We start from the raw sequence: 24,389 nt of genomic DNA on the forward strand, positions 1-24,389 counted from the left end.
GGCTACGAGCACCTCGCGGTGGCCGTCGTCCCGCCCGGGCGGCCGGAGGAGCTCGCCGAGACGGCCGCGCGCCTGCTCGGCGATCCGGCCGGACTCCGAGCCCGAGCGGAGGAAGTGGGACGGATCGCCCGGTCCCGCCCCTACAGTCGTTACGTCGAGGAGATGCGCTCCTTCGTCCTCGGCTCCCCGATCCAGTACGCCGTCCGGTGACGGCCGGGCCCCCCGCTCCACCCCGCCTCCGATCGCACCGCCGGCATCCGCACCGCCCGCGCCCCCTCCTCCCGCTCCGACTCCAGAAGGATCCACGACCGTGATCGATCTCCTGCCCCGTCGGCTCGTCGTCGCCGGTGTCTTCTCGGCCGCCACCGTCGTGGTGGCGGCCTGCTCTACGTCATGACCACGCGCTCCATGACCGGCAGCGCCAGCCTCGTCGTGCTCGCCGCCGGAGGGATCGTCGGCGCCGTCGTCGTGCTCCGGGTCCCCGCGCACTGGCTGCCCGCGCTCGCGCTGGCGCTCTTCGCGATCATCCCCTCGCCCCTCACGCCGTCGGGCTTCACCTTCCGGGTGACGCTGTGGGCGGTCGTGCTCGTCGTCTGGGTCCTGCGCCGCGCGCTCTCGCCCGAGCTGTGGCGGGCTCCCATCCGGGAGTGGACGAGCGAGCTGGTGCTGACCGCGCCGCGCGCGATCGCGATCCTGAGCGGCTTCGCGCTCCTCGCCTGGTCGGCCGTGGTCTCGCTCCGCTCCGAGTACGCCTCCGCCGGCGTCTCGTGGATGATCAGCATCGCCGTCTGCGTGATGCTCCCCCTCTTCGTGTTCGACGCCCAGCGCGAGGCGGTGCTGCTGCGCAAGACCTGGGTGATCCTCGCGGCCGTCTTCGGCTTCTACGCCTGCATCGAGCTGGTCCTGCAGGGCTCGCCGCTGTACGGCACGGTCTACGAGATCCTCGGCCGCGAGTCGACCCAGCACTGGTCGCTGTACCGGGCCGAGGCGACCTTCGGCCACCCGCTGCTCGCCGGCACGTTCTTCACGGTCGGCGCCGCCCTCGGGTTCGGCGCCTGGCTGCAGGGCTCGCGCCGCTCCGATCTGATCTGCGCGATCATCGCCGCAGCCGGAGTCGTCGGCACCGTCTCGCGCGGCCCGATGGCGGCGGTCGGCATCGCGATCGCCGTGACCCTGGTCGCGGTGGCCTTCATGAACCCGAACCGGTCGCTGTCGCGGCCGGGCTCCGTGGCCATCGCGGGCGTGATCGCGGCGGTCGGAGTGCTCAACTTCGAGCCCGTCACCGCCCGCAACAACAACCTCGACGCGGCGATCTCGGCCGATGCCCGCGACGAGGGCATCACGGTCGCGCTGCAGGCGGCGGACTTCTCGAACTGGCTCGGCTCCGGAGCGGGGACGTCCGGCATCACCGGCCGCCTCTTCTCGGAGGTCGTCATCGAGAACTCGTTCCTGCAGCTGCTGATCAGCGTCGGGATACCGGGCGTGATCTTCTTCCTGGTCTTCGTCGGCGCCCTCGCCGCCAGCGCCCTCTCGAAGAAGGACGTCGCCCCCGCGACAGCCCTGCTCGGCTTCCTCATCTGCCTCGCCGGCTACAACGCGATCGACGCGGTGCGCCCGAGCCACCTCCTCCTGGGCTTCCTCGTGATCATCTGCCTGAACCCCGTCCACGTCCCCGAGTTCTCCAAGGGCATCCGGATGCGGCGCCAGCCGCGCGGTGCCCGGATCTTCGACGCCCCGGTGACCGCCAGGAGCGCACGATGACCGGGGGGCGCGACGGCGCCGCGAACCTCGTCGTCCAGCAGTCGCTCGCACCGCCGGACGCCACGACCCAGTACGTCGACTCGATCGTCGACGGGCTCGCGCCCGGGGTCGAGCTCCTCTTCTTCTCGTGGCGCAGCGCGCTCACGGCCCGATACGACGTGCTGCACGTGCACTGGCCCGAGCTCATGATCCGCGGCCGCAGCCGGAGCCACCGGTTCCTGCGCCGTCGGGCCCTGGACGTCCTGCTGGTCCGCCTCGCCCTGCAGCGGATCCCACTCGTGCGCACGGTGCACAACGCCGAGCCGCACGAGAAGGGACCCGTGGCGGAGCGGCGCTCGCTGCGGCGCATCGACAAGGCCACCGACCTCTTCGTCCGCCTGAACCCGACCACGGTCACGCCGCCCGGCGTCCCCGCCGTCACGATCCTGCACGGGCACTACCGCGACCAGTTCGCCCGCCACCCGCAGCCGCCGTCCGAGCAGGGCCGTCTGCTGTACTTCGGCATCATCCGCCCCTACAAGGGCGTCGTCGAGTTCATCGACGTCTTCCGCGGGGTCGAGGACCCGACGCTCTCGCTGCACGTCGTGGGCAGCCCCTCCGCGGGCCAGCGCGAGCTCGTGGAGGAGCGCGCCGCGCGCGACGACCGGGTCTCGGCGACCCTGCGCCGGGTCGACGACGACGAGATGGTCGAGGAGATCGCCCTGGCCGAGCTCGTGGTGCTGCCGTACCGCGAGATGCACAACTCCGGGTCGATCCTGGTCGCCCTCTCCCTCGCCCGGCCCGTCCTCGTCCCGAGGACGCCCGCCAACTCCGTCCTGGCCGAGGAGGTGGGCAGCGACTGGGTCATCGAGTACGACGGCGAGCTCACCCCCGACACGATCACGGCGACCCTCGCCGACCTCCGCGCCCGCCCCCGCACCGGGACCCCGGCCCTCGCGGGACGCGACTGGGACAGGCTCGGACTCCAGCTCAAGGAGGCGTACCAGGGCGCCGTCGTCAGGAAGAAGAAGTCGAAGCGATGAGCGCAGCGCCCAAGGCCCCCGGCAGTCTCGGTCGCTCGGCGACCCGCGGCGCCGCGGTCACGATCGGCGGCCAGGCCGTCCGCATCGTCATCCAGCTCGGGAGCATCGTCATCCTGGCGCGCCTGCTCGCGCCGGCCGACTACGGTCTGATCGCCATGGTCACGGCCATCATCGGCATCGGCGAGATCTTCCGCGACTTCGGGCTCTCCTCCGCCGCCATCCAGGCGAAGGAGATCAGCCGCGGGCAGAAGAGCAACCTCTTCTGGATCAACTCCGCGATCGGACTCGTGCTCACGCTCCTGGTGATCGCGGCGTCGTGGCCGGTGGCCGCGCTGTACGGCGACCCGCGGCTCCAGCTGCTGACGGTCGCCCTCTCGTCGACGTTCCTCCTCAACGGAGTCGCGACGCAGTTCCGCGCCGACCTCGCCCGCCACCTCCGCTTCGTGAAGCTGACCGCGGTCGACATCGCGGGCCAGGTCATCGGCCTCGCGCTCGGCGTGATCCTCGCCCTCTCGGGAGCGGGCTACTGGGCGCTGGCCGCGTCCCAGGTGGTGCAGCCGCTGGTGGGAGTGATCGTCCTGATCGCGATCACGGGCTGGCTGCCCGGCCGCTACCGCCGCGGCGAGCCGATGAAGGCCTTCCTCCGCTACGGCGGCGGCGTCTTCGCGACGCAGGCGCTGACCTACGTCAGCAAGAACGTCGACTCGGTCATCATCGGAGCCCGGTTCGGCCCGGTCGACCTGGGTCTCTACAACCGCGCCTTCCAGCTGATGATGCTCCCGCTGCAGCAGCTGAACGCGCCCGCGCAGAGGGTCGCCCTGCCGGTGCTCTCGCGCCTGCAGGACGAGAGGGAGCGCTTCCGCACCTTCATCCTGTTCGGCCAGTCGGCGATGCTGACGGTCATGGGCCTCGTGCTCGCGGTGCTCGGCTCCCAGGCCGACTCCGTCATCCGGATCCTGCTCGGCGAGCGCTGGCTCGCCTCGGTGCCGATCTTCCAGATCCTCCTCGTCGCCGGCTTCTTCCAGGCGACCGCCTACTGCTCGTGGTGGGTGTTCCTGGCGAAGAACCTCGTCCGCCAGAGCGTCTGGTACAGCCTCTGCACCCGCCCGCTGATGGTCGTCCTGATCCTGGTCGGCTCGAACTGGGGCGTGACCGGGGTGGCCGTCGCCTACGCCGCGTCCCTCGCCCTGACCTGGCCGATCGCGCTGCTCTGGATCGGCCGCACCTCCGATGCGCCCGTGGGCGAGATGTTCCTCAACGGCCTGCGCAGTCTCATCGTCTTCGGCAGCATCACGGTCGGCGCGTTCTTCGCGACGATCGCGCTCCCGGCCGACGTGCCGATCCTGCGCCTCGCCGTCGGCGTCGCCGCCGTGCTCGTCGCGTCGGACTGTGGATGCTCGTGCTGCCCGCGTTCCGCCGCCAGATCCTCGGGCTCGCCGATGCCCGCCGCCACCTCAAGCGCGCGCCGAAGGCCGCCGCCGCTCCGGTCCCCACCGACGAGCCGACCCTCGAGTCGGACCCCGCCGCTACCCCTAGTGAAAGAGACCGATGAAACTCAAGCTCGGAGTCGTGAAGTCCTGGAAGAAGGACTTCGTCACGACCACGCTCCTTCCCGCGAAGCGCGACGCGAAGGTCTTCCGCGCCGCCGTGTCGTCGCTCCCCGCGACCCCCGGCGCCCACCTGCTGCTGGCGGCGCCCGGCAGCGGCAACATCGGCGACCAGGCCATGCTCGAGGCGTTCCTCGAGAACACCTCCGGCCCGGTCGTGATCATCGAGCGGTTCGCCGGTGATGTCGTCGTCCCCGCCGACCAGGCCGACCGGGTCGAGGTCGTCGTCCTGTCGCACCTCGTCTACGGAGTGGGGGAGGACCACGCGGCCGACCTCCGACGCTTCGCCGCGCTGGTGCGCCGTGCGAGCACGTTCTCGGTCATCGGCGCCGACATGATGGACGGCAAGTACAGCCTCCGCGGATCCGTCCGACGCTCCCTCCTCGCGCAGCTGGCCGCCGAGGCGGGAGTGCCGACGCGCATCCTCGGCTTCAGCTGGAACGGCAGCGCCCGCCTGGCCGCCAAGCGCAGCCTCGCGGCGGCGTCCCGCGCCGGAGCCGTCCCGATGCTGCGCGACCCGGTCTCGGCCGAGCGCGCCCGCGGCGACCGCGCGAAGGGCGTCGTCGAGGTCACGGACATCGTGTTCTCGGCCAGGACCCGCGACCGCAGCGCCCGCGACGCGCTCGACCTGCCCGTCGGAGTGCCCTACGCCCTGGTCAACGCGAGCGCCCTCGTCGCGAAGTCCGTCGACCAGGTTCCGGAGTACGAGCGGATCGTGGCGCGGCTGCGTGCCGCGGGCGTGCACGTCGTCCTCCTGCCGCACGTCTCCCGTCCCATCGGCGACGACAAGGTCGCGGTGCGCGCGGTGGCCGAGCGCGTCGGGACCGAGGGCGTCACCGTCGTCGACCGCGTGCTGTTCCCCGCCGAGATCCGCGGCCTCGCCGAGGACGCGCTGCTGGTCGTCACCGGCCGCATGCACCTGGCGATCATGTCGCTCTCGCTCGGAGTGCCCGCGATCACGCTGGCCACCCAGGGCAAGGTCGAGGGCATCATGCGCCTCATCGGCCTGCCCGAGCTCTGCGTCGAGCCCGTGCCGGGCTTCGCGGACGCGGTCCTCCCCGTGCTCGACCGGATCCTCACCGGACCGGACGGAGGCGGACTGCGCGCGACCATCGCCGCGGCGCTGCCCGAGGTCACCCGGCTCTCGGCGCTGAACACCCAGGGACTCGACTCGGAGGTCGTCAAGTGAGCACGACAGCACCGTCCACCCGTCCGGACCGGATCATGTTCGTCGTGACCTCGCTGCACGGCGGCGGGGCCGAGTTCGTCGCCCGCACCTGGATGCAGTGGCTGCTCGATGAGGGCTACCACGTCGACGTCGTCACGACCTCCTCGAAGGCCACGGACGAGTACCTCCCCGAGGGCGCGGTGCTGCACCGCATCGGGAACGGCACCGGCCACGTGGGCAAGGCGAAGATGCTCAAGGAGCTCTTCCAGCGCCGCACCCCCGACGTCGCCATCGGCCTGCAGGGCTACCCGAACATCGTGCTGCTGGCGGCCGCCGAGACCACTCCGAAGCGCTACCGGCCCAAGACGATCGTGAGCGAGCGCAACCTCGTCTCCCTCGGGATCCCCGGGTTCTCGAAGGTGCAGAAGGTGCAGCTGGGCCTCGCGAAGACCCTGTACCGCCGCGCCGACCACGTGATCGCGATCTCGCACCCCGTGGCGGGCGAGCTCGTCGCCGGCTTCGGCGTCTCGGGCGAGCGCTGCACGGTGGTCCCGAACCCCGCGACCGCCAAGGTCGACCTCACGCAGCGCGTGCACCGCGTGCCCGGCGCGGCCAACGGCCTGCAGATCGTGCTGCCCTGCCGCCTCGTCGTGCAGAAGCGGCCCGAGCTGGCGATCCGCGCGGCCGAGGAGCTCGGCCGCCGCGGCGTCGACGTGCGCGTCGTCTCCTTCGGCGGCGGGCCGCTGCTCGACAGCATGCGCTCCGAGGCGACCGAGCGGAACGTCGTCTTCGAGGACATGGGCTGGGTCGAGGACTGGTTCACCCACTTCGACGAGAACGCCGTCGTGCTGCTCCCGTCGCTGCGAGAGGGCTTCGGCAACGTGCTCGTGGAGGCCGCGGCCGCCGGTGTGCCGTCGGTCGCCGTCTCGGGCGCCCTCGGAGTCGCCGACGCGATCGTCCCCGGTCTCACCGGCGAGCTGTCGCTGACGGCGTCCGCCTCCGACCTCGCCGACGCCCTCCTCCGGGCGAGCGAGCTCGAGGTCACGGGGGTCGAGCGCTGGCTCGACCGCTTCTCTCTGGAGTCCAGCGGACGCGCGCTCGAGATCGTGCTCGCGCGAGTGATGGCGCAGCCGTGACCTCCGCGCAGACGCTCGTCTCGATCGTGCTGCCCTGCCACCAGGAGGAGGAGCACCTCGCCTCGGCGCTGGAGCGCCTGCTCCGGCAGACGCACGACCGGATCGAGATCCTGGTCGTCGACGACGCCTCGACGGACCGCACGGGCGAGATCGCCCGCTCCGCCGCCGAGCGCGACGAGCGCGTGCGCCCGCTGACCCAGGAGGTCAACGCCGGAGTCGCGGCCGCTCGCGAGCGCGGTGTCGGCGAGGCCCGGGGCGAGTGGATCTGGATGGTCGACGCCGACGACGTCTGGCCGGACGACGCCGTCGAGGTCCTGCTGGCCGCGGCGGTCTCGACGAGGGCCGACGTGGTCGTGGGAGGCGCTGTCACGGTCGAGCCGGGAGGCACCACTCCGATCGGCGGCCTCCGCGGACCCGTGGCGCTGAGCGGCCGGGGCGCGTTCGACGCGCTCCTCGTGGGCGAGCTGACCGGGCACCTCTGGAACAAGCTGTTCCGCCGGAGCCTGTTCGACGGCATCGACTTCACGAGGATCCGCCAGCACTCCGACCAGGCCCAGGTGGCCCAGCTCCTCGCGGCGGCCGACGAGGTCGCCGTCATCCCGGACCGGGTGTACGAGTACCACCTCCGCTCGGGCTCGATCATCCGCTCGGGCGCGAAGCGGGCCGACTCGCTCGCAGCGCTCGCCCGGGTCGTCGAGACGACGGCCGAGCGCCTGGACCCCCGCCTGACCCGCTCGCCGGAGTTCGCGTACTACCAGGCCCGGTTCAACCTGCTGTCCCGCTTCAAGGACGCCACCTCCGGTGCCCACGAGGCCGGCGAAGCGGACCGACTCTGGCGCGAGACGCACGGTGAGGCCTCGCTCCGGCACCTGATCGCGCTCGCCGGACGCCGCGACGCCAAGCGCGCGGTCCTCTTCGCCCTGGCCTGGAGAGCGCCCGCGCTCTACCGGCGGGCGATGGATGCGGGCCGCGCTCGACGATGACGGACCGGCGGCGCCCTCACGAAGGGGGGCGTCGCCCACGGCTCGTAAGGACCGGGATCACGTGTCCCCTCGAATCCTTCCAAGTAGGTGCGAGTGTCGCGCCTCCCGTAGGCTGGCCGGGCTGCTACGCGAGCCGGCCACGTCCGGTCCTGTCGAGCGGCTGGATCCGAGGGTGGTCCGAGAAGTGCAAAGGGGGGTGGAGATGGTCAAGATGATGAAGGCGCCGGCCAATGCTCGGCGCGAATGGGTCGACTTCGCCAAGGGCGCAGCGATCCTGTTGGTCGTGTATTACCACACTTCGCTCTACCTGGGCGATATCGGCGTGGAGAACACGCTCGGGCGGATCAAGGTCGTCTTCGAGCTCTTCCCGATGCCGGTCTTCTTCCTCGTCTCAGGGCTCTTCGGGAGCCGGATCGCGACGTGGTCCTTCCGCGACCTCTGGCGCCGCAGGCTCTACCCGCTGATCTGGCTGTACGTCATCTGGTCCGTGCTGCGCATGGTCTTCTACCTGGTCGTCCCGCTCGCCAACGGCGGACTGGGCGAGCTGCCGGCGACGGACCCGCTCAACCTCCTCCTCCTGTTCTTCTGGCCCAGCAGCAGCTACTGGTTCATCTACGGCCTCTTCCTGTTCACCCTGGGCGCCTGGCTCCTGCGCAGGGTCGACCACCGGGTGCAGGTCGCCTTCGCGGCGATCCTCGGCACGCTGTTCACCACCGGGCTGATCAACACGACCAACGTCGGCTGGAACCGCATCGGCGCCCTGTTCGTCTTCTTCCTGGTGGGGACCCTCTACTCGAAGAAGATCATCGACTTCGTCGAGCAGAAGGGCGCGAAGGCGTACCTCATCGTGACGCCGGTGTTCCTCGTGCTCAGCGTCGTGCTGTTCGTCTTCCCCGTCCGCTGGGTGCCGTTCCTGGTGCTCGCGGCGCAGATGGCGGCCGTCGCGATGGGCATCCTGGTGTCCCGCTCCCTGTCCCGCGTGCGGTTCCTCCACTTCGTCACCACGTGCGGCGAGCGGAGCCTGCACATCTACCTGCTGCACCTCTACGTGATCGTGGCGAGCATCACCTTCCTCCGCTTCGCCCTCCCCGAGGACCGCTCGCGGCTCGCCGGGCTCGAGGTGCCCCTCCTGCTCGTCGTCCTGGTCCTCGCGGTCGTGATCTCGCTCTTCGTCACCCGGTACCTGTCGAAGGTCCGCTGGATCTACGTGCCGCCCGCGATCCTCGGCGGCCCCGGCGCCAAGCGCAAGCCGCGCGCCGGCACCCCCGCCGTCAGCCCCGACGCCCGCGCGACCGATGCCGTGACCACCCCGGACATCGCGCCCGCACACCTCCCTCCCCCCGATCCACGAAGGCGGACACCGAAGAGTGACGAAGGCAACCACGTACCGCAGAGCCGGACTCCTGGCGATGGCCCTGGCCGCCGCCGCGACGCTGGCGGGCTGCACGGCGAGTCCCGAGCCGGTCTCCACCCCGGCCGGCTTCACGACCGAGAAGGCCATCGAGTACCGCTCGATCGACGGCACGTCGCTGAAGGCGGACGCCTGCCTCCCGACCGGCGAGACCGAGCCGCTGCCGGCTCTGGTCCTGATGCACGGCGGCGGCTTCGTCGAGGGCGCGCGGAACGAGGGCGGCATGTCCGAGCTCTGCGCCTACTACGCGCAGCGCGGCTACGCGTCCTTCACCATCGACTACCGCCTCCTCCCCGAGAGCCTCTACCCGGGGCAGATCGAGGACGCGCAGGCGGCCGTGGAGTGGCTCCGCGACCCGGAGCAGGTCGAGCGCTTCGGCATCGACCCCGCGCGCATCGGGGCGATGGGCAGCTCGGCCGGCGCCATCATCGCCGCGTCCCTCGGGACCGCGGGCGAGGGCCCGCTGACCGAGCTCCCGGGTCAAGACGGTCGTCGCCTTCTCGGCGGTCGCCGACATGACCGAGTCGGGTCTCACCCTCGGCGATCCCGCCCCCGAGGCGGAGCAGCAGATCGTGTCCTACCTGGGCTGCGAGTCGGTCAGCGAGTCCTGCCCCCAGGCGGTCCCCGCCTCGCCCATCACCGCGGTCGACGCGAGCGATGCGCCGCAGATCTGGCTCACGTCCGAGAACGAGCTCGTCCCCGTCGAGCAGGCCGAGGCGATGCAGGCGGCGCTCCAGGGCGTCGGAGTGACCGCCGAGGTCGGGATCGACGGCGAGCAGCACCACGGTCTGCAGAACAACACGCCCAACAACAAGAAGGCGATCCTCGCCTTCCTGCAGGCGAATCTCTGATCCAGCGCCGCCCGCTGCACCTTCTCCGATGAGCCGCGGAACCCGGCTGAAACATCACGACGCTAGAGTCGGCTGCCGAGCACCCACGGTGCCGATCACGAAAGGGACACCAGAATCATGACCTTGAACGGACTTGTCGCCGGCATCTGGCGGAGGTGGATCGTGATCGTCGCCTTCACCCTCATCGGCATCATCGGCGCCCTCATCGTCAACGCGGTCGTGCTCCCTCAGTACAGGGCCGAGGCCCGCGTGTACGTGGCGGTCTCGACCACCGGTGCCCTCTCGACCACCGACCGCGTGGCGGCCAACAGCGCCGCGGCGCAGGCGACGGTCACCTTCGTCGCCCTCGGCACCTCCGACACGGTCCTGCAGGGCGTGATCGACAGCCTCGGGCTCGACGAGACGATCGAGGACCTCGCCTCGCGCGTCGAGGTCACCTCGGAGCTCGAGTCCGTCGTCATCACCATCGCGGCGACCGATCCCAACGCCGAGCAGGCCGCGGTGATCGCGAACGCCCTCGCGGCGCAGCTCGACGCCTCCGTGCAGGGCACGGAGACGCCGGCGGTCACGGCTCAGCCCGTCCCGGTGATCCAGCTCGAGGTGCTCAGCCAGGCGATCCCGCCGCTCATCCCCGTGACGGGAGGCCCGATCGTCCTCCTGATCCTCGGTCTGCTCGCCGGAGCCGTGATCGGCGTCGGAGTCGCGATCGTCCTGACCGCGCTCGACCGCCGCATCCGCGACGGCGACGACGTCCGCACCGCCCTCGAGCGCCCGCTCCTCGGCGTGGTGCCGTCGAAGGTCGCCAAGCTCGGCGAGCTGCTCGCGTCCGACCGCATCCCGGCCCGGTACTCCGCCGTCGCGTTCGAGCTGTCCTCGATCGGCCGCGCCCGCTCGGTCAGCTCCTTCGCCCTCGCGCCGGCCACCTCGAGCACGCCGCACATCACGAGCGCCGTGCTCCTCGCCAAGGCGATCGCCGCCGTCGGCTCCTCGGTCGTCCTCGTCGACGCCACCGCCGACGGGTCGGCCCTCGCCGACGCCGCGGCGGGGCGCCCCGGACTGCGCGACGTCGCATCCGGCACGGCGTCGCTCGACGCGGCCGTCGTCCGCCGTCCCGAGGACGGCATGGACCTCCTGCCCGCCGGTGGCCGCAACGCCGCCGCGGCCGGTCGTCCCGAGGCCCTGCGCGCCGTCGTCCGCGAGCTCGAGCAGGCCTACGACATCGTGCTGCTGATCACCGGAGTGGTCGGCTCGACCGAGGAGTCCATCGCGTTCCGCGGTCTGGCCGACGCGGCCGTCCTCGTCCTCGTCGAGGGCAAGGTCGAGGGCCGCCAGGCCGCCGCCGACACCCACTGGATCGAGACCGCCGGGACCCCGGTCGTCGGCGCGCTCGTCGTGGCCCGTCGCCGCCTGCAGAAGACGCCCGCGATCGTCTGATCGACCCTCCACGACAAGCGCGTGCCGCCCGACTCCTCGTCGGGCGGCACGCGCTTTCGTCGTACCGGCGGCACCTTCCGCCTCGACCCGTCGCCGGCTGAGCAGCCCCGCAGGCACCGGGTCCGGGTGGTGGGGGATCTCGATCCGCCCGCTGCGCGGGCTGCTCGATCAGCAGGAAGGGGGACGAAGGGTGTCCGCTGGGTCGGCCTCCTGCTGGTCGAGTAGCCCCGGAGGGGCGTATCGAGACCCACCGGCTCCCTGCGGCGTGGCATCTCGACACACCTCCTGCGCGGGCTGCTCGATCAGCAGGAGCAGGGGGCGCTCGTTCCCCTCGTGTCTCACGGGCCCGCCCCCTCGCGCCCGCAACGACAGCGCCGCCCCCGTCGAGGTCGACGGGGGCGGCGCGGGTGCTCGGGCCGGCGCGGGGCCGGTCAGTGCGTCACGGGGTGCAGGGCTGCGTTCCGACGGGGTCGGCCCCCGAGTTGGAGCAGCTCAGCGTGTTGCCCTCGGTGTCCCACTTCGACGGCTGGTGCAGGTAGACCGGCTCCGACGTCGAGCCGACGGCGAGGTTGCCGTCGATCGTGTTGTCGTTGCCCGAGCCGTCGGCGCGCGTGATGACCTGGTAGCCGTACTCCGTGCCTCCGGTGGCCGTGTTGCCGCTGACCCGCCACCCGTTGCCCGACACGAGGACGAGCGAGGCGACGTCGGAGTCCAGGCGCGACCCGGCCGAGACAGTGTTGCCGAGGATCGACCCGTCGAGGGTGCCCTCCTTCGCCTCGATCGGCTCGGCTCCCGTGTCGCTGATCGTGTTGTCGATGATCGAGATGCGGGCGGAGCGGTCGGGCTCGCAGCCGTTGTACTTGCACCAGTTGCGGTCGGAGGTGCCGATGTACACGCCCTCGCCGTACTTGGCGGTCACGAGTCCCGTGCGGCGGATGGTCGTCCCGGTGATCAGCGAGTCGGTCGTCTGGCTGCGCAGGTGCACGGCCTCGTAGCCGATGCCGGTGACCGTCAGTCCCGCGATCGTCACGCCCGCGCTCCCGATCACCTGGACGCCCTGGAAGGCGTCGCGCACGGTGAAGCCGGCGAGGTGGACGTCCTCGACGTCGTTGAGGATCAGCGCGGTCCCGGAGGAGATCGAGCCGGCGGTCACGACGGCGTTCGGGGAGCCGCAGAGCCAGACGTCCTTCTTCTTCCGCAGGGCGAACTCGCCGGTGTACTCGCCGTCGGCCAGGCGGATCACGTCGCCGGAGCGCGCGGAGCCGAGCGCCGAGGTCAGCTCGCCGGAGTCGGACACCGTCGTCGTGGGGGCGGGGCAGTCGAAGGCGGCGCTCACGGCGTCGCGCTGCGAGGCCAGCGCCTCCGTCGTCGGGACGGACTCGTTCAGGCGGGCCCGGCGTCCGGAGTCGTCGATCCCCTCGACCCAGTAGCGGTAGTCCTCGTCGGCGGACGCGGTCTCGTCGCGGTACAGGCGCACAGGGTCGGCGACGGTGGCGAGCTTCCGCTCGGCGGAGCCGTCGGCCTTCGAGCGGAAGACGTCGTAGGTCTCGGCGCCGGAGGAGAGCGGGGCGTTCCAGGCGACCGCGTAGCCGTCGACCAGGGGAGCGAGCGTCACTCCGCCGACCGCGAGCCCGTCGGCCGAGAGGACGAACGCGTCGACGATCAGGTTCTCGCCCGACGACCTCGGGTTCTTCTCACCGGTGAACGAGACGGTGACGGTGTGGCGGCCCTGGCCGAGGCCGTCCTTCTCGAAGACGGGCACCTGGTACTCGTCGGTCGGGCTGTAGCGGTCGACCGCTACGGCCGGTCCGCCGTCGATCGAGACGTCCGCGATGCCGGAGGAGTCGGTCGTGCGGCTGAGCCAGCGGAACGACGTGCCGATGAAGTCGAACGAGACGGAGCCCTCGGAGGTCAGGTACTTCATGGATCCTCCGCTGTCGCCTCCGCTGAGGTCCTTCCAGCGTCCCGTCCACTTCAGCAGGGGGTCGGTCTCCTCGGCGACGAGCGGAGCGGTCGCGGTCGGGGTGAGTGCAGGCCGTGACGGCGTCGACGGGTCGCTCGTCGGCGCGTCCGGCTCGTCGGTCGGCTGCGGCGCGGATCCGTCGCCGCGGACGATGTCGAACGCGTCGACCACGAGGTTCTCGTCCTTCGAGGCCGGGGCCCGCGTGCCGGTGTACGAGATCGTCACCGTGTGCTGCGCGTCCGGCAGGCCGCTCCGCGAGAAGACCGGCACCTTGTACTTCGCCGTGGGGCTGTAGCGGTCGACCGTGGCGATGTCGTCGCCGTCGAGCGAGACGGAGGCGATGCCCGCGTAGGGGGTGGTGCGGCTGATCCAGGTGAACCCGGTTCCGCGGAAGGTCAGAGTGACGGATCCGGCGCGGTTGAGGAAGCGGATGCCTCCGGCGCTGTCGCCCCCCGACATGGTGCGCCAGGGGCCGTCGTAGACGAGGGCGGGGTCGCCCTCCTGCACGCGGACGGTGTTGCCGGCGCCGGGGTCCAGCGGGGCCGCCGAGGCGGCCTGCGGGATCAGGGGGGTGGCGAGCAGGGCGAGTGCCGCGACGAGGGCGCCGACGACGGCGCCGCGACGTCGGCGCGAGGCGCGGCTCCGCTCGCGGGAGAGGGTGTGCGGTGAGTGGTTCACGGGTGGCTCCGGGGGCTCAGGGGGGCTCGGGGGGCGTGCAGGCGGGAGCGCGACGAGCCCTGGTGGCGGGCTCCCCGGCTGTCTCGACGTGGATCCGCGGCGCCGGTGCTCGTCGGAACGGGCAGGACAGGGCTGCGATCCGGGCGGACGGGAACCGGCCGGGGCTCGACGGCGAGTGGGGTGCGGTGGCGGACGGAGAGGGGGGTCCGGGCTTCGGGGTGATGCCTCTGGAACGCCCCCACCCTACCCGTGCTCGCTGTCCCACTACTTGGGGGTGCGAGCGGAGACGGTCGCCCGTGACTGAGAATTCATCTGCCCGATTCATCGACGAAACATCCGGTGAGATAACGTCATGAGACCGTCGTGTCGATCGGCTTCCCGACGCCCGTGCGCGGCGGCGCGCTCGACCGCGACGGGGGATCACGAGAGGTGGCGATGGACGGGATCACGACCGGCGCCGGATCGACGGACGCCGCCCCCTCGACCGGGTCGGGCCCGACGGGCGGACGCCGGACGAAGCGGGTCGTCCCGCGCTGGTGGTTCCTGCTGCGGCGCGCGCTCCTCGTGCCCCTGCTCGCGCTGGCGCTGCTCGGTGCCGGGATCCCGCTCTACGTGACGCCGCCCATCGAGCGGATCCCCGAGCAGGCCGACGCCGTCTTCGTCCTCGGCCCCTCCACCCGGGCGCGCGTGGAGTACGCGCGCCGCATCATCGAGTCGGGTGCCACCGACGTGATGGTGCTGTCGGTGGGTCCGGAGGAGATGCAGGCCGACTACGAGGACAAGAAGTACAAGAAGTGCAACGAGGAGGGCGGCGACGTCCTCTGCTACGCGGCCGAGCCGCTGACCACCCAGGGCGAGGCGAGGCAGCTCGAGCGGATGGCCGAGGAGTACGGCTGGGACTCGGTGATCGTGATGACGAACGAGCCGCACATCGTCCGCGCGCGGATGATCCTGGAGCGCTGCTACTCGGGTGGGATCTCGATGATCCCCTCGAACGAGCCCATGGGATTCGACTACCTGATCGGCCAGTACTTCTACCAGACCGGCGGATTCCTGAAGGCGTTCTTCGTCACGAACACCTGCTGAGCGCTGCGATAGTGTTCATGCGCGTCGCGCCGAGGTGCTTCGCGAGGACGTCCGGAGCCGCCCCGGGGAACGCCCGGCCGGCGGATCGCCCCGAGTGGACGACGCGACAGACCCCGACCCGCATCCGAAAGGCCCGCCTGTGACGCAAGCACGCTCGATCTTCGCCGTCGGACGAGGACAGTACGAGAACATCGGCGACATCATCCTGCGGCGCCAGCTCCTCGACTGGCTGCGCGAGGCGGGTCCGATGCACGTCTACGTCGGGCACTCCCCGTGGGGCTACGACGAAGGCCTGCGCCTGGGGCCGGACGACACGGTCTACCGCTCGCTGGTGCGCTGGTACGCGGCCCTGGCCCGCGAGGCGCTCGCCGGGCGCGCGCACTCGGTCTTCAAGCCGGGCGAGATCCAGCTGACGCTGATCGGCATGAAGGAGCACCTCGTCATGCTCCCCGGGATCGCCCTCGTGCGCCTGGGCGGCGGGAAGGTCATCCGCGCCGGAGTCGGGACGCGGAACTTCGCCCCGCTGCCGCGCGCGATCATGTGGCCGTCGATGGCGCTCTCGAGCTACACCCGCTGGCGCGACGACCGCACCGCGTCGTACATGCGGGTGGGAGCGGCGATGCCGGACCTCGGCTACGGCGAGGGCGCCACCGACGACGAGATCCGCTCGTTCCTGCAGGAGCCGGAGGACGAGCGCCGCATCCTCGTCCTCTCCCTCCGCGAGGACCACGAGGTCGATGCGCGCCCCTACCCCCGCAAGGAGTGGCTGGACGCCATCGCCGCGTACGCGCAGCGCGAGGACCTGGACATCCACGTGGTCACCCAGGTCGCGGTCGACTCCGACCGGTCGCGCCGCCTGGCCGCCGACCTCGGCGCCGAGCTCCTGGACTGGGACCCGAGCGACACCCACGACCAGCACGAGGTGAAGCTCCGCGAGCTCTACCGCCGCACGCGCATCGCCCTGAGCGACCGCCTGCACGTCATCATCATGGCCTTCACCGAGGGCGCGGTCCCCGTCAGCCTGCAGATGGACTCCTCGACCAAGGCGTCCCGCCACTTCGAGACGATCGGCGTCGACGGCGTCACCCTCGACATGTCGAAGGCCCGGCCCGAGGACGCGGTCGAGTTCCTCGGCGCCGTCGCCGGCCGGCGTCGCGAGCTGCTCGAGGCGCTGCTGGAGGCCCGCACCCGCCTCCGCGGCGTGCGCGACGACATCCAGTCCCTCCTCCGCACGCCCAGCCGGGGGAGCCGCACCCGCGGTGCCGCCGCCAAGCGCCCCGTCTACCACGTGGGCCGCAGCGGCGAGGTGCCCGGGGGCATGACCCAGGTGGTCAACGGCTACCTGAGCTGGCCCTTCGAGCGCTCCGAGGTCGGAGTGATCTCGTCGCGCACCGCTCCCGGCGAGCACGTGGCGGGGGCCCGCCTGGCGGCGTCGGCCGCCGCCAGGATCGTGGCGCTCGCCAAGCGCGAGCCGCAGGCGGTCGTCGTGGTGCACCTCTCGGAGCGGGGCTCGTTCCTGCGCGAGGGGTCCCTCCTGCGCCTCGCGCACCGCCTGGGCCTGCGCACCGTCGCCCACCTGCACGGCAGCGAGTTCGCCGCGTTCACGCGTGCGCACCCGTCGCTGGTGAAGAACGTGCTGCGGAGCGCGGACGAGGTCATCTCGCTCTCGGAGGAGACGTCCGACATCTGCCGGCGCTACGTGCCCGCCGACCGCGTGCACCTCGTGCCGAACGCGATCGAGAAGGGGACGCCGTCGGCCAAGACCGGCACCGTCGTCTTCGGCGGGGTCGTCAGTCGCCGCAAGGGCGTCGACGTGCTCCAGAAGGCCTGGGCCGACCTCGCGAAGGGCGACACCTGGCGCCTGCTCGTCGCGGGCCCGATCCGCGAGGAGGACATCGTCGACCGGAGCATCCCCGGCGTCGAGTTCCTCGGCTCGCTCGAGCACGACCGCCTGCTCGAGCTGCTCGACGAGGCGGCGATCGCGGTCCTGCCCTCGCGCGACGAGGCCATGCCCATGTTCATCCTCGAGGCGATGGCGCGCGACTCCGCCGTCGTCTCGACCGCCGTCGGCGGGATCCCCGAGGTGCTCTCGGACGGAGTCGGGTCCGTCGTGCCCGCGGGCGACGCCGAGGCGCTCGCCGCCGCGCTGCGCGAGCTGATGGACGACGCCGAGCGCGCGCGCAGATGGTCGAGCGGGCCGCCCGCCGGTTCGACGAGCGCTTCTCGGCGACCGCGGTCTTCCCGCGGGTCGAGGACGTCTGGCTCGGCACGGTCCCGCGCTGAGCCGGGGCCGCGCGCCCCACGGGTGCGCGGCTCTGCTCGATCGGTGACCCGCGGGGGACCGGGAACTCGCCGGGGATAAGGCTGGGGAAGAGGCGCCGGGCGCTCGTGCGCCGGGCGGGGGCGTAAAATCGTCGTGCCTGCGGGATCCGGCGGGTTCGCCCGCGTCGGCCGATGCCCGCGTCGGACCGCATCCCGAGCGGTCCGCCCGTGAGCCGGACCGCCCCCTCCTCCCCAGCCGACCGCACCACCAGAGAGGCTCGATCGTGGCCGAAGCCGCCGACACCGCCCGGACGACGAGCCGCACCTGGCTCCTCCCGCTGGGTCGCGCGATCGTCGCCGCCGTCGCCGGATGCACGGTCACGTTCTCCCCGGACCACAGCCCGGCCTTGGGCCTGGCCGTGTTCGCGGGCTTCGCACTGCTCACCGGCGCGCTGTCGCTCCTCCTGGCGCTGCGCGTCCTCTCGGGTCCGGGCCGCACTCCCGCACTCGTGTCGGCCGGAGTGACGCTCCTCGCCGGAGTGCTCGCGCTGGTCGCGCTCCCCGTTCCCTCGCTGATGCTCTTCATCGCCCTCGTCTCGGGCTGGGGCCTCGTCGCGGGCACCTTCGAGCTGGTCTCGGGGCGCCGCCGCAGCGGGCTCGCCGCTCGCGACTCCGTCGTCGTCGGAGCGGGGACGCTCCTGCTCGGAGCGGTCTTCGCGCTCCTCCCGCCCCACCCGGTCGTCTCGGTGGGGCTCCTCGGCGCCTACGCCGTGATGGTCGCCGTCTACCTCGGGATCGCCGCGTTCTCGCTCAAGTGGGCGGGCGCCTCCGACGCCGTCGCGCCCTCCACCCCGACCACCGGAGGAGACCGATGACCGCCGAAGGCCCCACCCCCGACTCCGGCTCGACCCCGGGCGCCGACGACGAGCAGTTCGCGCCGCGCACGTTCCAGCCCACCCGGAAGGACCGGCTGCGCCCGCTCGAGCTCATCGGCTTCTCGGCCGTCATGGCGCTCTTCGTGGGCGGCGTCGTGCTGCTGTCGACCCGCGAGCTCGTGGTCGCGCTGATCTCGTTCGGAGTCACCTTCATCGTCGTGCTCGTCGCGATCGCGATGTTCTCGCTCACGTTCAAGCCCGACGGTGCCGAGATCGCCGACATCGACGAGCAGGACCGCGGGCACGGCGCCTGACCCTCGTCGCGGTCCCGTGACCACCTGAGCGTTCCGGGGTCCTTCGTCCGCTCCCGTGTCGGAGGTGCGCGTTAGCCTGCCGCCGTGGCTGAGCCGATCGGACGATGGTGGCGGCGCCGGCGCTTCTCGCGCGGCGTCGACGTGCCGTACCCCGTGGGCACCTACCGCGAGGCCTGGCGGTCGTACCCGGTGCTCGTGCGCCAGTACCGACCGGAGTACAACGAGGGCATCGTCCTGAGCCAGATCCCGCCGGCCGCCGACGTCTACCTCTGCTGGCTCTGCGAGACGGGTCACCTGTTCGTGGCGACGCCCGAGGAGCAGCGGATGCGGCCGGGGCGCGAGAGGCGCCGTTCGTCGTGGTGCCCGGACTGCGCCGAGGTAGCGGCTCCGCGGGCGCCCCGGGCGGCGCCGATGCGGGAGGACGTGAGCGAGCCGATGGTGGTCGCCCTCGCCCGGGCCGCGTCGGCCGAGCCCGCACGCGGGGCCGCCCCGCGCGGCTCCTCCCGCCGCCCGCCCCGCCTCTGCTCGAAGACGCCCGATCTCCCCGTTGGCGAGCCGTTCGCGAGCCGCTGCGCTCCTCCGCCCGCCTCGGCCGTCGAGGCCCGACTGCGGGCGCTGCTCGCCGAGCGGCTGCAGTTCGAGCAGGGGCTCACGGCGGTCCGGCTCCGGCAGCCGTTCTTCGACCATCTCGAGGCCTGGCCCGACCTGGTCCTCGCCGAGCTGCGCGTCGCGATCGAGTACGACTCGACGGGTCGGCACGGGCTCGAGCACGTCGGCAAGCGCGAGGAGGCGGATCGGCGGAAGGACCGCGCACTGCGGGCGGCGGGCTGGGAGGTGCTGCGCGTGCGCACGGGGAGGCTCGCTCCGCTCGGGCCGTTCGATCTGACCGCGTCGGCGGTCTCGCCGGTGCTCGCCGACCGTGTCCTCGAGCGGCTGCGCGAGATCCGGGGGCCGCTGCTCGTGGATGCGTGGAGCCGCTGACCCGGGCGGTCGTCAGGTGCGCAGCGCCAGGGCCTCGCTGACCCAGCGGCGGTGCGTCGCCCACGGGTCGGGCTCGCCCGCGCGCACCGTCTCGACGTGCCGGTCGAGTGCGGGACTGCGCGCGAACCACTCCGTGCGCTCGAGGCGCTCGGCCGCGAACTGCGCGTGCCGGTGCTGCTCGAGCGGGCGGCCCCCGCGTTCGAAGGCGAGCAGCTCCTCGTGCCGCAGCCGGTGCAGCCTCTGGCGCGGGTTGGCGCTCGTGCCGATCTTCAGCCGGTCGCCGAAGCGGATGTAGTACACCACCTCGACGCGCGGCGGCCCGAGCTCGCCGTCGAGGACCTCGCCGTGCCGCCACTCACAGGCCGCGCAGAGCCAGGCCGACGGCAGGCGGACGCCGAGCCGGGAGCCGCAGACGGGGCAGGGCGAGGGCAGGGCGTCGACGATCCCGTCCTCGCGGGCGACCCAGTCGTGGGCGAGCCCGAGGTGCCCCGTGCACAGCGGAACGGGTGCGCCCGCCTCGATCGGCAGAGCGCACCCGTCGATGCTGCAGGCGGTGACGGCGGAGGTGCGGCGGCGGGGCATGCCCCGACGCTACGCACGACCGCCGACACCGGGGTGGCGGCCGCCGTCAGTTCAGGCGGTCGACCAGGGCCGAGGCGGCGCCCGTGTAGCCCGCGGGGGTCAGCGCCAGCAGGCGCGCCTTCGCGGCCTCGCCGATGTCGAGCCCGTCGACGAACGCCGCGAGGTCCTCGGCGCCGAGGCGCTTGCCGCGGGTGAGGTCCTTGAGCATCGCGTAGGGGTCGGTGATGGAGGAGCGGCCGGCGGTCACCTCCGCGCGGATCACGGTCTGGATGGCCTCGGCGAGCACCTCCCAGTTGGTGTCGAGGTCGGCCGCGAGCGCACGCGGGTCGAGGTCGATCTCGAGCAGGCCGCGCGCGATGTTGTCGAGGGCGAGCAGGGAGTGGCCGAAGGCGACTCCGATGTTGCGCTGCGTCGTCGAGTCGGTGAGGTCGCGCTGCAGGCGCGAGGTGACCAGTGTCTGCGCGAGGGAGTCGAGCAGTGCGCTGGAGAGCTCGAGGTTCGCCTCGGCGTTCTCGAACCGGATCGGGTTGATCTTGTGCGGCATGGTCGACGAGCCCGTCGCTCCGGCCTGGGGGATCTGCCGGAAGTAGCCGAGCGAGATGTAGGTCCAGACGTCGGTGCAGATGTTGTGCAGGATCCGGTTGGCGTGCGCGGCCTTGCCGTAGAGTTCCGCCTGCCAGTCGTGCGACTCGATCTGGGTCGTCAGCGGGTTGAAGTCGAGACCGAGCGAGGTGACGAACTCCTCGGCGAGACCGGCCCAGTCGACGTCGGGATCGGCCGCGAGGTGCGCGGCGAACGTGCCGGTCGCCCCGCTGAACTTGCCCAGGTACTCGGTGGCGTCGATCTGCGCGAGGACGCGCTCGAGGCGGTACGCGTAGACCGCGAACTCCTTGCCCATCGTGGTCGGCGTCGCCGGCTGGCCGTGCGTCCGGCTGAGCATCGACTCGTCGCGGTAGCGCACCGCCAGCTCGCGGAGGGAGTCGACGACCGAGCGCAGCTTGGGCTGCCAGATCTCGCCCACGGCCTGCCGCACGACGATCGCGTAGGAGAGGTTGTTGATGTCCTCGCTGGTGGCGGCGAAGTGGGTGAGCTCGGCGATGCGGCCCAGGCCCAGGTCGGCCAGCCAGTGCCGGACGAGGTACTCCACGGCCTTCACGTCGTGGCGGGTGGTCGCCTCGAGGGTCGCGAGCTCGTCGATCTCGGCCTGGCCGAAGTCGCGGGCGCGTCGGCGCAGCTCCTCGGCGGTGGCGGCGTCGACGGGCTCGGAGCCGAACAGGCGGCGGTCGGTGAGGGCGAGCAGCCACTCGACCTCGACGTGCACCCGCGCCCGGTTCAGGCCCGCCTCCGAGAGGTACTCGCCGAGCGAGGAGACGGCGGAGCTGTAGCGGCCGTCGAGCGGGCTGAGCGGCTGGAGGGGGAGCGTCATGCGGTGGTGCCTTCCGGTTCTCGGGGGGAGTCGGTGAGGGACGCGCGGTTGCCGCGCAGTCCGGGTTCGATCTGGGCGAAGAGCGACTCGCAGGCCCGCTCGATGAGCGCGAGCACGGAGTCGAACGCCGCCGCATCGGAATAGTAGGGGTCGGGGACATCGCCCTGCGGGGAGAGGCCGGGCTCGAAGGCGAGGAGTCGCCGGACCTTCTGGCGGTCGACGTCCGTCCGCGCCCAGGCGCGCAGCGCGCGCTCGTGACCGTGGTCGAGGGCGACGACCAGGTCGAACTCCGCGAAGCGCGCCGGATCGAAGAGCTGGGCGCGGTGGCGGGCGCCGTCCAGGCCCCTGCGCTCGAGGGCGTCGAGCGCGCGGTGGTCGGCCTGCTCGCCGAGATGCCACTCGCCGGTCCCGGCCGAGGTGATCTCGATGACCGAGCCCAGGCCCGCGCGCTCGGCCAGAGAGCGGAGGACGACCTCGGCCATCGGCGACCGGCAGATGTTGCCGGTGCAGACGAAGCACACGGCGAAGGCCGAGGGCGCGAGGGGGCGGGGGGTCACCCGCTCATTCTGGTGCACGAGGGCTCCCTCACACCCGGTCGATCCGCTCGGCCCTCCCCGGGAGCGACCCGGCGGCGCCCGGTCGCGGGGCCGGACGGCGAGGCTGACCGCGCGGGGGCCCGACGACGGAGGCGAGCACGGTGATCGAGGACACGACGAGCGGGGCGGGGCGGCAGCTGCGCGCCCTCGCCGAGCGGATGGGGGAGCTGCGGGCGGAGGCGTCCGGGCTCGCTCCCGACGCCGACTGGGAGGACGCGGCGGCCCGGGGCTTCGCCGAGCGGGCGGCCGGCGTCCTCGGCGCTCTCGCGGTCCTCGAGGCGAGTGCGGCGATGCTCGCGGAGGGTGTGCGGTGAGCACGAGGGTCGAGACCCTCGAGCTCGACGAGCGGAAGCGGACGCTCGGCGTCCTCGGCGCGGGTCTCGCCGAGTGCGCGGCCGTGGTCGACGCCGCGGCGCCGGCCGTCGCCCTCGCCTCGCCCGAGCGCACGGGCGAGCTCGCCCTGCTGGGCGTCCGGCTGCGCCTGCTCGCCGAGGAGGCGGAGGTGCTGCGGGCGGCTCTGGCGAGCGCTGCCGCCGCCTACGAGCGGGCGGAGGAGCCGCCACCGCTGCCGCCCGGGTCCGCTCCCGTGGTGGCGGTGGTCGCGTTCGCGCGACGCGCTGAGGAGTCGATCGGGCACCGCGCACCGACCGCGCTGGCGGACGCCGCGGCCCTCGTGCGCGCGACGGCGGAGGCGGTCCACGGTGTCGGAGCCGCGCTGCTCGCGGGCGGCGACCGGGCCGCGCTCGAGCAGGAGCGCGACGAGCTGGTGCGGGCGCTGCTGGGCGATCCGCTCGTGCTCGAGGGGATCCGCGCGCTGATCTCGACGATCGGGCTGGGGACCGAGATCGGGGTGCTGCTGCTGCCGCCGCCGATCGCGGCCGCGCTCGGGGCGCCGCCCGACGAGCGGGTGATCGGCACCGGCGTCGGCTCGGCCTCCGGGGTGCTCGTCGTGCTCGGGACGCTGCTGGGTGCGGTGCCCCCGCCCGGCGAGCGGCGGCTCCGTCTCGAGGAGGTGGATCCTCCGGCGCCGCCGTTCGGATCGGCCGCCGCCCCGCCGGGCGGCTGGGGCGAGCTCGCGGGGCGCGTCCCGTCGAGCGACCCCGACGGGCCGCAGGTCGTGATCGAGCGGTACGGGTCGGAGTGGATCGTCGCCGTCTCGGGGACCACCGACTGGAGTGGGGACCCCGAGCAGGCCTTCGGGGCCGCCGCGAACCTGCAGGCGATGAGCGGGGGCGCCGGGACCTCGGTGCAGGGGACGCTGGCGGCGATGGAGGCGGCGGGCGTGCCTCCGGGGGCGCCCGTCACGATCGTCGCGCACTCGCAGGGCGGGCTGATCGCGGCGCGCGTCGCTCAGTCGGGGCGATACGACGTGCACGACGTCGTCGCGTTCGGCAGCCCGATCCGGGGCCTGGATCTGCCCGACGGCACGCGGACGGTGTCGGTCGAGCACTCGGACGACCTGGTGCCGGCGCTCGCCGGATTCGGGCGGACCAGCGCGCTGGAGCCGGGCGCGCCCGCGTGGAGCGGGGCTCCGATCCCTCGGCGACGCTGCAGGAGGGCGCCGTGCCCGCGCATGCTCTCGACTCCTACGTCGCCACCGCGCAGGCCCTGGAGGGCGACCCGCGCCTGGCGGTCGCCGGCGCGGGGCTGTTCGCGCTGTGGCGCGCGGCACCCGACTCCCGGGTCGGGGTCCGCGTGACGACGGTGCCGGTCAGCTCTCGCGGCCCCGCAGGAGGGGGCGCACGAGGAGCCCGATGAACCAGTTCACGATCGCGAGCACGAGGGCGCCGAGCACGCCCCACCAGAAGCCGTCCACCTGGAGTCCGAAGCCGAACAGGCCGCTGACCCAGGCGGTCAGGAGCAGTAGCGCCCCGTTGACGAGGAACGAGATCAGGCCGAGCGTGAGCAGGTACAGCGGGAACGCGACCACCCGGATCACCCCGCCGACGACGGCGTTCACGACTCCGAAGATCACCGCCACCAGGAGGTACGTGAGGACGGCTGCGGCGGGCCCCTCCTCGTACGGGGCGACGCGGACCCCCGCCACCACGAGCGTGGTGAGCCAGATCGCGACGGCGTTGGTCAGGAGGCCGAGGAGGAGTCTGCGCATGCCTCCACTATCCCGGTCCGACGGGCCGCCCGCGAGGTGCGGCGGGTCAGCGCTGGGGGTCGTCGATCGACGGCGAGGGGACGGGCGGGCAGAGGGAGGGATCGCTGCCGCAGTCGGGGATCGGATCGATCGGCGGCTGCCGG

General features: G+C 72.6%; 21 protein-coding genes and 2 pseudogenes. 18 read left to right on the plus strand and 5 right to left on the minus strand.

Annotation, left to right across the window (positions count from 1 at the left end; all coding sequences use genetic code 11):
• From B0T42_RS20190 to B0T42_RS15375, 11 genes and pseudogenes are all read left to right on the plus strand, one after another.
• The coding region (locus B0T42_RS20190) for a hypothetical protein (RefSeq protein WP_158078152.1) at positions 1-210 on the plus strand (210 nt) is incomplete at its 5' end.
• Between the two features lie 183 nt (positions 211-393).
• Positions 394-1,761: an O-antigen ligase family protein gene (locus B0T42_RS15335; protein WP_139344534.1), complete on the plus strand. Its 1,368-nt coding sequence runs from the start codon at positions 394-396 to the stop codon at positions 1,759-1,761.
• Positions 1,758-2,783, plus strand: coding sequence for a glycosyltransferase (locus tag B0T42_RS15340; protein WP_077223899.1), 1,026 nt, complete (start codon positions 1,758-1,760; stop codon positions 2,781-2,783). The genes B0T42_RS15335 and B0T42_RS15340 overlap by 4 nt, the downstream gene beginning before the upstream one ends.
• Positions 2,780-4,573 (plus strand): lipopolysaccharide biosynthesis protein, encoded by a 1,794-nt coding sequence (locus B0T42_RS15345; protein WP_201788561.1) that lies wholly within the window; start codon positions 2,780-2,782, stop codon positions 4,571-4,573. Before B0T42_RS15340 ends, B0T42_RS15345 begins: the two co-directional genes overlap by 4 nt.
• 154 nt (positions 4,574-4,727) lie before the next feature.
• Complete coding sequence (locus B0T42_RS21555; protein WP_236720335.1) at positions 4,728-5,579, plus strand: polysaccharide pyruvyl transferase family protein; 852 nt, start codon at positions 4,728-4,730, stop codon at positions 5,577-5,579.
• Positions 5,576-6,694 carry a glycosyltransferase gene (locus B0T42_RS15355; protein WP_139344535.1) on the plus strand — a complete coding sequence of 373 codons (1,119 nt, stop codon included), beginning with the start codon at positions 5,576-5,578 and terminating at the stop codon, positions 6,692-6,694. Before B0T42_RS21555 ends, B0T42_RS15355 begins: the two co-directional genes overlap by 4 nt.
• Complete coding sequence (locus B0T42_RS15360) at positions 6,691-7,677, plus strand: glycosyltransferase family 2 protein (protein ID WP_094742779.1); 987 nt, start codon at positions 6,691-6,693, stop codon at positions 7,675-7,677. Before B0T42_RS15355 ends, B0T42_RS15360 begins: the two co-directional genes overlap by 4 nt.
• Positions 7,678-7,891: 214 nt before the next feature.
• Positions 7,892-8,842, plus strand: a pseudogene (locus B0T42_RS22790) (acyltransferase family protein); the annotation flags it as partial.
• Positions 8,843-9,086: 244 nt separating this feature from the next.
• A pseudogene (locus B0T42_RS22795) lies at positions 9,087-9,485 on the plus strand (alpha/beta hydrolase); the annotation flags it as partial.
• Positions 9,486-9,603: 118 nt separating this feature from the next.
• Entirely contained in the window at positions 9,604-9,939 is a 336-nt protein-coding gene (locus tag B0T42_RS20515; protein WP_173892340.1) for an alpha/beta hydrolase family protein, read from the plus strand.
• Positions 9,940-10,056: 117 nt separating this feature from the next.
• Entirely contained in the window at positions 10,057-11,373 is a 1,317-nt protein-coding gene (locus tag B0T42_RS15375) for a Wzz/FepE/Etk N-terminal domain-containing protein (RefSeq protein WP_077223907.1), read from the plus strand.
• A 439-nt stretch (positions 11,374-11,812) separates the two neighbouring features.
• Here B0T42_RS15375 and B0T42_RS15380 read toward each other — a convergent pair whose 3' ends face one another.
• Positions 11,813-14,014: a right-handed parallel beta-helix repeat-containing protein gene (locus B0T42_RS15380; RefSeq protein WP_077223909.1), complete on the minus strand. Its 2,202-nt coding sequence runs from the start codon at positions 14,012-14,014 to the stop codon at positions 11,813-11,815.
• 363 nt (positions 14,015-14,377) lie between these two features.
• Here B0T42_RS15380 and B0T42_RS15385 point away from each other — a divergent pair, with 363 nt between their 5' ends.
• The 5 genes from B0T42_RS15385 (at position 14,378) to B0T42_RS15405 (ending at position 19,532) form a co-directional block, all read left to right on the plus strand.
• A complete protein-coding gene (locus B0T42_RS15385) occupies positions 14,378-15,100 on the plus strand; it encodes a YdcF family protein (RefSeq protein WP_077223911.1) in 723 nt (240 codons plus the stop codon).
• A 139-nt stretch (positions 15,101-15,239) separates the two neighbouring features.
• Positions 15,240-17,462 (plus strand): glycosyltransferase family 4 protein, encoded by a 2,223-nt coding sequence (locus tag B0T42_RS15390; protein ID WP_077223912.1) that lies wholly within the window; start codon positions 15,240-15,242, stop codon positions 17,460-17,462.
• 184 nt (positions 17,463-17,646) lie between these two features.
• Positions 17,647-18,237: a hypothetical protein gene (locus B0T42_RS15395; RefSeq protein ID WP_077223914.1), complete on the plus strand. Its 591-nt coding sequence runs from the start codon at positions 17,647-17,649 to the stop codon at positions 18,235-18,237.
• Positions 18,234-18,551 carry a hypothetical protein gene (locus tag B0T42_RS15400; RefSeq protein ID WP_236720334.1) on the plus strand — a complete coding sequence of 106 codons (318 nt, stop codon included), beginning with the start codon at positions 18,234-18,236 and terminating at the stop codon, positions 18,549-18,551. The genes B0T42_RS15395 and B0T42_RS15400 overlap by 4 nt, the downstream gene beginning before the upstream one ends.
• A gap of 84 nt (positions 18,552-18,635) precedes the next feature.
• Positions 18,636-19,532 (plus strand): PDDEXK family nuclease, encoded by an 897-nt coding sequence (locus B0T42_RS15405; RefSeq protein WP_077223915.1) that lies wholly within the window; start codon positions 18,636-18,638, stop codon positions 19,530-19,532.
• 12 nt (positions 19,533-19,544) lie between these two features.
• Here B0T42_RS15405 and B0T42_RS15410 read toward each other — a convergent pair whose 3' ends face one another.
• From B0T42_RS15410 to B0T42_RS15420, 3 genes are read right to left on the minus strand one after another with little or no spacing between them, the layout of a single operon-like run.
• Positions 19,545-20,114: an ATPase gene (locus B0T42_RS15410; RefSeq protein WP_077223917.1), complete on the minus strand. Its 570-nt coding sequence runs from the start codon at positions 20,112-20,114 to the stop codon at positions 19,545-19,547.
• A 46-nt stretch (positions 20,115-20,160) separates the two neighbouring features.
• Positions 20,161-21,540 (minus strand): adenylosuccinate lyase, encoded by a 1,380-nt coding sequence (gene purB / locus B0T42_RS15415; protein WP_077223919.1) that lies wholly within the window; start codon positions 21,538-21,540, stop codon positions 20,161-20,163.
• Positions 21,537-22,097, minus strand: coding sequence for a low molecular weight protein-tyrosine-phosphatase (locus tag B0T42_RS15420; protein WP_201788562.1), 561 nt, complete (start codon positions 22,095-22,097; stop codon positions 21,537-21,539). The genes purB and B0T42_RS15420 overlap by 4 nt, the downstream gene beginning before the upstream one ends.
• A gap of 140 nt (positions 22,098-22,237) precedes the next feature.
• On the opposite strand from B0T42_RS15420, the gene B0T42_RS15425 reads away from it, so the two are divergent.
• Together B0T42_RS15425 and B0T42_RS15430 are read left to right on the plus strand one after the other, a co-directional pair.
• Entirely contained in the window at positions 22,238-22,450 is a 213-nt protein-coding gene (locus B0T42_RS15425) for a hypothetical protein (RefSeq protein WP_077223921.1), read from the plus strand.
• Entirely contained in the window at positions 22,447-23,835 is a 1,389-nt protein-coding gene (locus B0T42_RS15430) for an alpha/beta hydrolase (RefSeq protein WP_077223923.1), read from the plus strand. Before B0T42_RS15425 ends, B0T42_RS15430 begins: the two co-directional genes overlap by 4 nt.
• A gap of 12 nt (positions 23,836-23,847) precedes the next feature.
• On the opposite strand, the gene B0T42_RS15435 is transcribed toward B0T42_RS15430, so the two are convergent.
• Positions 23,848-24,246 (minus strand): phage holin family protein, encoded by a 399-nt coding sequence (locus tag B0T42_RS15435; RefSeq protein ID WP_077223925.1) that lies wholly within the window; start codon positions 24,244-24,246, stop codon positions 23,848-23,850.
• Between the last annotated feature and the right edge of the window lie 143 nt (positions 24,247-24,389).

The sequence above is a fragment of the Rathayibacter rhapontici genome (genome assembly GCF_001995175.1).
Lineage (GTDB): Bacteria > Actinomycetota > Actinomycetes > Actinomycetales > Microbacteriaceae > Rathayibacter.